10 protein-coding genes are annotated in these 9224 nt (G+C 70.6%); 5 read left to right on the forward strand and 5 right to left on the reverse strand.

All coding sequences use genetic code 11. From position 1 onward, the window contains the following. Positions 1-223: 223 nt before the first annotated feature. From VGT06_02280 to VGT06_02290, 3 genes are read right to left on the reverse strand one after another with little or no spacing between them, the layout of a single operon-like run. Positions 224-487 carry a hypothetical protein gene (locus tag VGT06_02280; protein HEV8661961.1) on the reverse strand — a complete coding sequence of 88 codons (264 nt, stop codon included), beginning with the start codon at positions 485-487 and terminating at the stop codon, positions 224-226. A 21-nt stretch (positions 488-508) separates the two neighbouring features. Beyond that, entirely contained in the window at positions 509-814 is a 306-nt protein-coding gene (locus tag VGT06_02285) for a hypothetical protein (protein ID HEV8661962.1), read from the reverse strand. Between the two features lie 56 nt (positions 815-870). Further along, positions 871-1974: a hypothetical protein gene (locus VGT06_02290; protein ID HEV8661963.1), complete on the reverse strand. Its 1104-nt coding sequence runs from the start codon at positions 1972-1974 to the stop codon at positions 871-873. Positions 1975-2200: 226 nt separating this feature from the next. Between VGT06_02290 and VGT06_02295 the strand changes: the two genes are divergently transcribed. From VGT06_02295 to typA, 4 genes are read left to right on the forward strand one after another with little or no spacing between them, the layout of a single operon-like run. Continuing rightward, positions 2201-2728 (forward strand): type 1 glutamine amidotransferase domain-containing protein, encoded by a 528-nt coding sequence (locus tag VGT06_02295; GenBank protein ID HEV8661964.1) that lies wholly within the window; start codon positions 2201-2203, stop codon positions 2726-2728. A 9-nt stretch (positions 2729-2737) separates the two neighbouring features. Further along, entirely contained in the window at positions 2738-3715 is a 978-nt protein-coding gene (locus tag VGT06_02300; GenBank protein ID HEV8661965.1) for a 4-hydroxy-3-methylbut-2-enyl diphosphate reductase, read from the forward strand. 31 nt (positions 3716-3746) lie between these two features. Further along, positions 3747-4595, forward strand: coding sequence for a presqualene diphosphate synthase HpnD (gene hpnD / locus VGT06_02305; protein ID HEV8661966.1), 849 nt, complete (start codon positions 3747-3749; stop codon positions 4593-4595). 26 nt (positions 4596-4621) lie between these two features. Beyond that, positions 4622-6451, forward strand: coding sequence for a translational GTPase TypA (typA, locus tag VGT06_02310; GenBank protein ID HEV8661967.1), 1830 nt, complete (start codon positions 4622-4624; stop codon positions 6449-6451). Here the strand turns inward: typA and VGT06_02315 are convergent. Then, complete coding sequence (locus VGT06_02315; GenBank protein HEV8661968.1) at positions 6448-7035, reverse strand: DUF3105 domain-containing protein; 588 nt, start codon at positions 7033-7035, stop codon at positions 6448-6450. The genes typA and VGT06_02315 overlap by 4 nt on opposite strands. A gap of 125 nt (positions 7036-7160) precedes the next feature. Here VGT06_02315 and VGT06_02320 point away from each other — a divergent pair, with 125 nt between their 5' ends. Beyond that, positions 7161-7964, forward strand: coding sequence for an aspartate dehydrogenase (locus VGT06_02320; GenBank protein ID HEV8661969.1), 804 nt, complete (start codon positions 7161-7163; stop codon positions 7962-7964). Positions 7965-7983: 19 nt separating this feature from the next. Here VGT06_02320 and VGT06_02325 read toward each other — a convergent pair whose 3' ends face one another. Further along, positions 7984-9114, reverse strand: a complete 1131-nt coding sequence (locus VGT06_02325) for a M48 family metallopeptidase (GenBank protein ID HEV8661970.1) — start codon at positions 9112-9114, stop codon at positions 7984-7986. Positions 9115-9224: the final 110 nt, after the last annotated feature.

Below are 9224 nucleotides of genomic sequence, written 5' to 3' on the forward strand. Positions count from 1 at the left end.
GCACACCTCGATAAGTGCGTTCTTGACTTCCATCGGAAGGAATTTCTTCATGTCACCCTGGCGGCTCCGTGACCTCTCGGATCGGAGAAATACCATGTTATCCTAGTCAGCAACAGCCGGGGACCGTGTCCGCATAACTACCGAAGAAATAGCAAACGCCGCGGAACCGGCCCCGCGGCGTAGTGGCTTCCGCTTCCGAGTCGGGCCATGTCGGGGCACCCAATCAGGCCGGCGGGTCAGTCGTGGTAGACGTGGCCGGGCCGGCGGCTCCCCGGAGCAGCGCCTCCAGGACCTCGGGGAAGACGGCCTCGGTCTTCTTGCGGAGCGCCTCCGGCCCCACGTTGGCGACGGGGTGGGCGATGGGGATGAGGGGCAGGTCCGGCATGCCGTAGTTCCTGGCGTGTTGCCGCCCCGCCTCCAGGAACTCGGAGGTCAGGATCGTGGCCGTCACCACCCCCTGCCGCTCCAGCAAGACGGCGTCGAGCACACTGCCCGACGTGCAGGAGCCTCACCCACCGACGGCGGTGACCACCACGTCGCAGGCGCGGGCCATCTCCTGCAGGAGCTCGTCCGGGGCCCGCTGGGTGTAGAAGGTTTTGCGGCGCCAGATCGTCTCGGCGAACTCGTAGCGCTCGGCCAACAGCTCCTGCAGGCGCTTCAGGATCTCGTCCGCCCGCTCTTTGCTGTTATCGAGGAAGCCGACCCGCAGCCCGTTCAGGCTCCCCCGTCGGGGAGCAAGGGGGTGCGTCTCCACCTCCTCATCCGCCGTCGGGTCGAGCACCACGATGCCGACCGCCAGCTCCTCCTGCGTCATCGTGCCATACCTTGTTCGCTCCCCGTGGCCGGTCCCGCCGGCGCCCGCTCGTCCGGTCAGTCACCGTCCAGGCAGGCGGCCGCCGCGACCGCCGGGACGACCTTCGTGACCGCCCGGCTCCCCAGGCGACCCCAGCCCGGGATGACCAGCGAGAACCGGCCCACGCTTCCCCCGGCCACGATCAGCAAGATATCCTCGGGGCGGTTCACCACCGGGATCAGGGCGTTGTCGTCGTTCCGATCGATCCATCGGGGCCAGTACTTCTCCCAGGTGGCGTCCCCGTAGTACTCCCCCCCCTGCTTCAGGCGATGCAGCGGCCGCCGCGCCGTCTCGAAGAGGAACTGCTGGACGTCGCGCCGGCCCCAGCGCTCCTCCGCCAGGGTCTTCGCGTGCTCCGCGCCGATGACCACCAGGCACTCCCCCTGCTTGTACATATTGTTGTTGCCCATGGTGGCCAACGTGTCGGCGACGGTGGTCAGGATGCCGCGCCCGGTGCGGCTCACGTGGTCGCTCACGCTGTGGGGCGCCTCAGCCGCAAGAAGCGTCACCGCGCTCTGGTTCTGGCGAAGGCCCCGGCTCACGTGCAGCGGCTCCCAGGGGGAGGCTTCCTCGTTCTCCGCCACGCAGTAGGTGTATTTGCCCGGGTGCCCGAAGGTCGCCTTGTCGGTGAGCCCCGGGACCCCGCCCCCCAGGTTGATCATGCAGAGCCGGATGGCCCGGCCGATGGTGGCGTTCGCCCGCCATCCCTGCCCGAAGCAGTTGGGCCCCCCGTTGATCTCCAGGGCCCGGCGGACCGGCCCGTTGACGATGCAGAGGGGCGCGGCCACGTGGGTGGTGGCCTGGACCCCGTTCAGGTTGAACTCATCGTCCCCAATCGCCTCGATGGCCGCGACCACCACCGGGAAGTAGTCGGGGCGGCAGCCGGCCATCACGGCGTTGATGGCCACCTTCTCGAGCGTGGCCGGCCCGTAGCGGGGGGCCAGGCGGCCCACCACCTCGGCGGGATCACGCCCCAGGACCGCCAGCATCGCCTCTACCCGCTCCTCCGTGGGCGGGATGATGGGGAGGCCATCGGTCCACCCCTCGGCGGCGAACCGCTCCACCGCCGCGAAGTAGTCCGGCAGGCTCAGGCGTTTCGAGCGGAGCGTGGCGGTCGTCATGGTGGTTCCTTCCCCCCTACGGCCCGCCCCCGTCAGCGCGGGCGACTGGCACCAGCGGAATCTTACACAACCCGGGACGCCCGCGCAACCTCCTCCCCCGGACCCCCCTCGCGGGCAGATGTCTCCCACGGAAGGCGGGAACCGACCCCGGCTTTACCCTTGACAATGCTGCGAGGCGCGTGCTTCGATAGGGCAGCATCTTTTCTCAGGACAAAGGAGGACAGGAATGAGCTTGAAAGGGAAGCGGGTCGCGATCCTGGCCGAGAACATCTACCAGGAGATGGAGCTGTGGGTCCCCTACTACCGCCTGAAGGAGGAGGGGGCCACGGTGAAGGTCATCGGGACGGGATCGGCGAAAAGCTACACCAGCAAGCACGGCTACCCGGTCCCGGTGGATGCGGCGGCCGATGAGGTGAAGGCCAAGGAGTTCGACGCCGTCATCATCCCCGGCGGGTACGCCCCGGACCTGATGCGCCGCTCCACGGCCATGGTGGGGCTGGTCCGGGAGGCCTTCCAGCAGGGGAAGGTGGTGGCGGCGATCTGCCACGCCGGCTGGATGCTCTGCTCGGCCGGCGTCCTGAAGGGGAAGACGGCGACCTGCTTCCACGCCATCAAGGACGACATGGTCAACGCCGGGGCCCGGTACGTGGACGAGGAGGTGGTGGTGGACGGCAACCTCATCACCTCCCGGAAGCCGGACGACCTGCCCGCCTTCTGCCGGGAGATCGTGAAGGCCCTGGAGAAGGCCGCCTAGGCCCGCCCCATGGACCCCTCCGCCCGGATCCCCATGACGGTGGAGAAGATCGTGCTGGCCCGCCCCCGGGGGTTCTGCGCCGGGGTGGATCGGGCCATCGACGTGGTTCGCCTCGCGCTGCAGATGTTCCCCGGGCCGATTTACGTCCGGCGGGAGATCGTCCATAACGCCCATGTCGTCCAGGAGCTCCGCCGGGAGGGCGCCATTTTCGTGGAGGAACTGGACGAGGTGCCGCCCGGGGCCACGGTCATCTTCAGTGCCCACGGCGTCTCCCCCGAGGTGTTCGCGCAGGCCAAGGCCAAACGGCTCCGGGTCATCGATGCCACCTGCCCCCTGGTGACCAAGGTCCACAACGAGGCGGTTCGGTACGCCCGGGAAGGGCGCACGATCTTCCTGATCGGGCACGAGGGGCACGACGAGGTGATCGGGACAACCGGGGAGGCCCCGGACCGGATCCTCCTGGTGGGCTCGGAAGCCGACGTGGACACGCTCGACGTCCCGGACCCGGACAATGTGGCGGTCATCACCCAGACCACCCTCAGCGTGGACGACACGCAGGGGATCCTGGACGCGCTGAAGCGTCGCTTTCCCCGCCTGAAGGCGCCGCACAAGGACGACATCTGCTACGCCACCCAGAACCGCCAGACCGCGGTCAAGGCCCTGGCCCGGGCCGCAGAGCTCATTCTGGTCATCGGCTCCGACAACTCCTCCAACTCCACCCGGCTCCGGGAGGTGGCGGAGGCCTGCGGGACGCCCGCCCACCTCATCGACGACGTGAGCGAGATCGAGGCGGGCTGGCTCCAGGGCCCGAAGGTGGTCGGCATCACCTCGGGCGCCTCCGCCCCCGAGCACCTGGTGCAGGCGCTCGTCTCCTTCTTCCGGGCGCAGGGGGTTCAGGCGGTCGAGGAGATCGAGCTCGTCCCCGAGGACGTCCACTTCGCCCTCCCCGCCGAGCTGATGGCCGTCCGGCCCAGGGGCGCGGCCTAGGCGCCGCAGGGCGCCCCCCGCCGGGACTCGCGTGACCCCCTTCGCTCCCTCCACCGCCCGCCGCCTCACCAAGGCCAGCCACTCCAACTTCGCCTACAGCTTCCTCGTCCTCCCCCGCGCCCAGCGCGAGGGGATGTACGCTCTCTATGCCTTCTGCCGGGTGAGCGACGACCTCGTGGACGCGGCCGCTTCCCCCGAGGCCGCGGCGGCGGCCCTGAAGGCGTGGCGGGAGGAGCTGGACCGGACCTTCGCCGGGGCCCCGGGCCACCCCGTCACCCGGGAGCTCCTGCGCGTCATCCGGGACTTCGCCCTCCCCCGTCCCCTCTGCGAGGCGATCCTGGAGGGGGTGGAGATGGACCTCACCCGGACCCGCTACGCCACCTTCGCGGACCTGGAGGGGTACTGCACCCGGGTCGCGGTGGCGGTGGGCCTCCTCTGCCTGCGCCTCTTCGGCGCCAGCGGGGAGCCGGCGGAGCGCTACGCCCATCGGCTGGGGATAGCCTTCCAGCTCACCAACATCCTCCGGGACCTCCGGACCGACGCCGCGCGGGGACGCCTGTACCTCCCCCAGGAGGACCTGCGGACCTTCGGCGTGCCGGAGGGGGACCTCCTGGAGGGACGGGCGACGGAGCGGGTGCTGAAGCTCCTGCGATTCGAGGCCGCCCGGGCCCGCGGCTACTTCCGGGAGGCGGAGGCCGGCCTCCCGTCGGAACAGCGGCGGGCGCTCGCGGCGGCCGAAATCATGCGCGCCATCTACAACCGCCTCCTCGGCAAGATCGAGGCCGACCCGGCCCGGGTGTTCGGGGAGCGGGTCACCCTGAGCGCCCCCCGCAAGCTCCTCCTCGCGCTCGGCACGGCGCTGCGCTGCCGGGTCGGCTGATGGCCGCCCTCCCCGGAGCCCATCCCATGGGACCCCCCTCCGACCTGCGCAACATCGCCATCATCGCCCACGTGGACCACGGGAAGACCACCCTGGTGGACGCGCTCCTCTGGCAGAGCGGCATCTTCCAGGCCCACGAGAAGGTGGCGGAGCGCGTCATGGATTCCCTCTCCCTGGAACGGGAGCGGGGCATCACCATCCTGGCCAAGAACACCGCGATCCGGTACGGGGGGGTGAAGATCAACATCGTGGATACCCCGGGCCACGCGGATTTCGGCGGCGAGGTGGAGCGGGCGCTCGCCCTCGTGGACGGGGTGCTGCTCCTGGTGGACGCCGCCGAGGGGCCGCTCCCCCAGACGCGCTTCGTCCTGAAGAAGGCGCTGGAGCGCAACCTCCCCTGCCTCGTGGTCGTGAACAAGGTGGATCGGCCCGACGCCCGCATCCGGGCCGTCGTGGACGAGATCTACGAGCTTTTCCTCGACCTGGACGCGAGCGAGGCCCAGATTAACTTCCCCCTCCTCTACACCGACGCCCGCCGGGGGACCGCGACGACCGACCCCGCGGTCCCCGGGACCAACCTGCGCCCCCTCTTCGACCTCATCCTGAAGGCCCTCCCGGCCCCGGCGGCCGACTCCGGCGCGCCCCTGCAGGCGCTGGTGGCCAACCTGGATTACAGCGACTACGTGGGGCGCCTGGCCCTCTGCCGGATCGTGGGCGGGCGGCTCCGGGCCGGCGCCCCCGTGGCCGTCTGTAAGCGGGACGGGCGGGTGGAGGCGGCGCGTGTGACCACCCTCTACACCTTCGATGGGCTGAGCCGGGTGGAGGTGGCCGAGGCGCCCGCCGGCGACATCGTCGCCGTGGCCGGCATCGAGGGGATCTTCATCGGCGAGACCCTCGCCGATCCCGAGCACCCGGTTCCCCTTCCGCCCATCCGGGTGGATGAGCCCACCATCCAGATGGTCTTCGCCGTCAACACGTCCCCCTTCGCCGGGCGGGAGGGGAAGTTCGTCACCTCCCGGCAGCTCCGGGCGCGCCTGGAGCGGGAGGCGCTGGCGAACGTCAGCATCCGGGTGCAGGAGACCGAGGGCCCCGATGCCTTCGTGGTGATGGGGCGGGGCGAGTTGCAGCTCGCGATCCTCATCGAGATGATGCGCCGGGAGGGGTATGAGCTCACCGTGGGGCGCCCCGAGGTCGTCACGCGGGTCGAGGCCGGCGTCCTCTCGGAGCCGGTGGAGCAGCTGACCGTGGACTGTCCGGAGGAGTTCATCGGGGTGGTAACCCAGAAGGTGGGGACCCGGAAGGGCAAGATGCTCCGGATGGTCAACCACGGGACGGGGCGGGTCCGGCTGGAGTTTCGGATCCCCAGCCGGGGGCTCCTCGGGTTCCGGGGGGAATTCCTGACCGACACCCGCGGGACCGGGATCCTGCACACCCTCTTCGACGGCTACGAGCCGTGGCAGGGGAAGATGGCGGGGCGGGGGACCGGGGCGATGGTGGCGGACCGCGCGGGGGTGGCCACGGCGTACGCCCTGCACCATCTGGAGGTGCGGGGGACCCTCTTCATCGGGCCGGGGACGCCGGTCTACGAGGGGATGATCTGCGGCGAGAACGCGAAGGCGGTGGATCTGGTCGTGAACGTGACGAAGGAGAAGAAGCTCACCAACGTCCGGGCCTCCACCGCGGATGAGGCCATCCGGCTGACGCCGCCGCGGCTGCTCAGCCTGGAGGCAGCCCTCGAGTGGATCGGCGAGGATGAGGTGGTCGAGGTCACGCCCCAGGCGATCCGGGTCCGCAAGCGGATTCGGGCGGCTGGGGAGCGGGCGCACGCCCGGAGCCGCGGCCCCGGCGCCCCCTAGCGGACGTGGTGGTCCACGTTTTCGTGCGCGTTGAGGAAGCGCTCAATCCGGGCCTCGTCGAACTCGTCCATCCGGTCGAGCACGGTCCAGGCGCTGAGGACGATCCGGTGGCTGAGCCCCTTGCCCGGCACCAGGACGACCTGCTTGTGCCGGTTGACGACGGCCGCAAGCTGCGCCACCAGGTCCGGGCAATCCTCGCACCCGGAGTAGATCACGACACCCCCGTCTTCCAGATTATGGACCAGGATCTCGGGAGGAACGGGCCCCTTCTGAACCCCCCAGGGGGCGATCCACGGGACGTGCGGGCCGGAGGTAGGGGGAGTGCTGTTGTAGGGCTCGTGGGGGGCATCCACCCGGGGGATGTGCGCGTTGCCCTGCGAGGGAAAGTACTCCCAGGTGGCCCGGCCCGCCGTCTGCGCGTACCACCAGTACCCGCTGCCCGCCACCGCCGCCAGCGCAATCGCCGCCAGCAGCAGGCGGCGGCGCCAGACCCCCAGTTGCCGTCGCCGCGCCTCGTCGCGCCGCCGCTGCCGCGCGGCTTCCCGGCGCTCCTTCCGGCTCATCAGGCGCTGCTCGACCGCCATCGTGCCCTCCCGTCCGAAACGGGGCCCGAGTCTAGCGCAGGATGGACCCGCTGTCGAGCGGCGCGCGCACATTAGGCGTTCAGCCCGGGCTAGGGTCCAGCGGTCAAGAACCAGGGAGGAGTGCCGTGAAGCTCGGGGTGGTGGGGATCGGGACCATCGGGCGGGCCATCTGCCGCGCCGTGGACGCGGGGAAGGTGGCGGGGGCGGTGCTGGCCGCCCTGCACAGCCGGGACCGGGGGAAGGCGGCGGCATTCGCCGCCGGCCTGAAGTCCCGGCCGCCCGTGCTGGACCTGGAGGCCGCAATCGCCCGCGCCGACCTGCTCGTCGAGGCCGCGACGGCGGCGGCGCTGGAGGAGCTGGCACCCCGGGCCCTTTCGGCCGGGAAGTCGCTTCTCGTCCTCAGCGTGGGGGGGCTGCTCGAGCACCCGGACTGGGTCGAACTGGCCCGGGGGAAGGGAGCGCGGATCTACGTCCCCTCCGGAGCCATTCTCGGCCTGGACGGGGTCAAGGGGGCCTGCGTGGGGCGGATCGAGGCGGTGACCATGGTCACCCGGAAGCCGCCCCGGGGGCTGGCCGGCGCTCCTTACGTCGTCGAGCGGGGGATTAACCTCGACGCACTGACGACCGAGACCGTCCTCTTCGAGGGGAGCGCGCGGGAGGCCTGCCGGGCCTTCCCGGCCAACGTGAACGTCTCGGCGGCGCTGAGCCTGGCCGGGGTCGGTCCCGACCGGACGGTCGTCCGGGTCGTGGCCGTCCCGGGGCTCACGCGCAACACCCACGACGTCGAGGTCACGGGGGAGTTCGGCCGGTTCACGGCCCACATCGAGAACGTCCCCTCCGAGGAGAACCCCCGGACCGGGAAGCTCTCCGCCCTCTCCGCCATCGCCCTCCTGAAGGAGCTGGCCAGCCCCCTCCGGGTCGGGACCTGAGGGGGCCGCCGCCACACCGCTACTTCTTCAGCTCGGGGAGCAAGGGTTCCCCGCGCTGCCGCTTCTCCTCGATCTCCCGCACCGTGCTCTCGATGGCCACGAAGCGCTCCGGCGCGCTCGGGTGACTGGCGAGGAAGTTCTTCTTGATGGAGCCCGGGTGCTCGGCGGCCATGCGCCGCCAGAAGTCGGCCGCGTCGCCGATGTCGTGGCCTGCCCGGGCGGCGATGTAGAGCCCCGCGTAGTCCGCCTCGGCCTCGAAGCCCTTCGAGAAGGCCCGCCCCGCCAGCTCGCTGAACATCCCGGTGTAAATGCCCGTCGTCCCCGCGATCAGGACATCCAACAGCATGCCGGGGACGCGGTTCACCCGCTGCTTCGAGATATGCCCCAGGGCGTTGTGGGCGATTTCGTGCCCCACGACCAGGGCCAGCTCGCCGTCGGTCCGGGCGAAGCGGACCATTCCGGTCGTGAGGATGACCCGCTTCCCGTCCGCGAAGGCGTTCACGTCGTCGGCGTTCACAAGATGAACGGAGAAGGTGCACCCCGGGACGCCGGGCACGGTGAGATCCCGGACTTCGCCCTCCCGCTCGATCTGCAGGCGCAGGGGTTGCTCCGCCGGGAGACCCGGCTCGTCCACGATCTTCATCGCCTCGGCCGTGGTCTTGCCCTTCAGGAGCCGGTCGTTGATCGCCAGGACCTGGTCGCCCACCCGAAGGTCCCCGGCGGCGGGGAAGTCGGGATGCACGGTGCGCACCGCGACCCGATCGCCCACGCCGAGCTGGCGCGCCGCCACCTCCTCGAAATCCTTCCCGAGGAGCTTCCCGTACAGCGTCTTCTCGTGCAACTCGAAGCCATACAGGGGCCGGATGTTCTCCCCGCACAGCTCCGCCGCGCCCGTGAGGAGCGGGACGGAGACCCGCGCGAGGCGATCCTCCCGCTCCAGGAACGCGGAGAGGGCCATCTCCTGCTGCTTCTCCCGCTCCGTCTGGGCGGCCGCTTCGGACACGGCCACCTCCTTCAGGCTCGGCCCGCAGCCGGCAGCTGCCACGAGGAGGCCGGCGACGAGGAGCAGCGCGTTTACGATCCGACGCCACCGCGTGCTGGCGGAGGGTGAGGTGCTCGAACTGGCAGGACGTTGTCTTGGGGTGCTCATGCTCTTCCCTCCCGGGATATCGCGTAGGGCCACGGCGATTCTCCCCAACATCGGGCGGCGACGCGCAACGGGATCGGTTGGAGGGAGAGCAGAGGTTGTGCCAGCTCGGG

The organism is Candidatus Methylomirabilis sp. (assembly GCA_036000645.1).
In the GTDB taxonomy this organism is placed as follows: Bacteria; Methylomirabilota; Methylomirabilia; order Methylomirabilales; family JACPAU01; genus JACPAU01.